Origin of the sequence: Trinickia mobilis (genome assembly GCF_017315705.1) — a bacterium.
Lineage (GTDB): Bacteria > Pseudomonadota > Gammaproteobacteria > Burkholderiales > Burkholderiaceae > Trinickia_A > Trinickia_A mobilis.
The window spans coordinates 1-1,133 of the sequence record NZ_JAFLRF010000120.1; the positions used below are offsets into that span (position 1 = coordinate 1).

Annotated in this window: 1 pseudogene; it reads right to left on the bottom strand. The window is 62.9% G+C overall.

Annotated elements, in window-relative coordinates:
• Positions 1 to 95: 95 nt before the first annotated feature.
• Positions 96 to 1,133, bottom strand: a pseudogene (gene ltrA / locus J3489_RS37230) (group II intron reverse transcriptase/maturase); the annotation flags it as partial.

The window sequence follows — 1,133 nt, forward strand, 5'->3', positions numbered from 1 at the left end:
AATCGGCATAGGGGGCAGTCATATATGACTGCGCCCCTGCCATACCACCCGGCGTGCGGGTCCGCACCGGGCGGTTCAGGAAGTTGAGGTTATGAGAGTCGGGGCACGCCGAGTCGGTCGAAGTACCAGCCCTGCACATAAGGCCGTAATCGTTCCACCACTTCCTTCATGCTGCGCCCGCCAGAGCGACGGGTCAGTTCACGAATGCGGTGTCTGAACGCCAGCAGCGGTTTGCCCGCCACCTTGCGTTTGACCACGCCGCCCGGAGCTACCCACAAGCTGTGCCCAGGAACTTGCGACCAAACACACTCGCCACTGCGCTTTTGGTCTCGTTGACCTTCAGGCGCAGTCGACCATACAGGCGTCGCAACAGTGCCATCACCCGCTCGCCCGCGCGACGGCTGCGAACATACACATTCGCATCGTCGGCATAGCGTGCGAAGCAGTGCCCCCGCCGCTCCAGTTCCTTGTCCACTTCATCGAGCAGTACATTAGCCAGCAACGGGGATAGCGGCCCGCCCTGCGGCGTGCCCTGATCCCGCTGCTGGACCACCCCGTCGTCCATGATGCCGCTGTTCAGATACGCCCGGATCAGCCTGATTACTCCAGCATCATCGATTCGTTTCTGCAGACGGTCGATCAGGATGTCGTGGTTGACCCGGTCAAAGAACTTCTCCAGATCAACGTCCACCACGATTCGCCGCCCGGACTGCACGTACGACTGCGCGGCAAGTACCGCAGCGTGTGCACGCCGCCCGGGCCGGAAGCCGTAGCTATGCTCGCTGAAGGTGGGGTCCAGAACCGGCTGCAGCACTTGCAGCAGTGCCCGCTGGATCAGCCGGTCCGTCACCGTCGGGATGCCAAGCTCGCGCTCGCCTCCATCCGGTTTCGGAATCGTCACCCGTCGTACCGGACTGGGCCGGTACGTCCCCTTCAACAGTTGTTCACGGATCGCAGGCCACGCCGTCACCAGATGACGCGCCGTCTGGTCAATGTCCAGACCGTCCACGCCAGCGGCTCCCTTGTTGAACCGGACCCGTTTGAATGCCTGCTTCAGGTTCTCTCTCGTCAGCGCCGCTTCCAGCAACGCTCCCTCCCCCCGATCGGTCACCCTCTCGCAGTTGCGCTTCGCT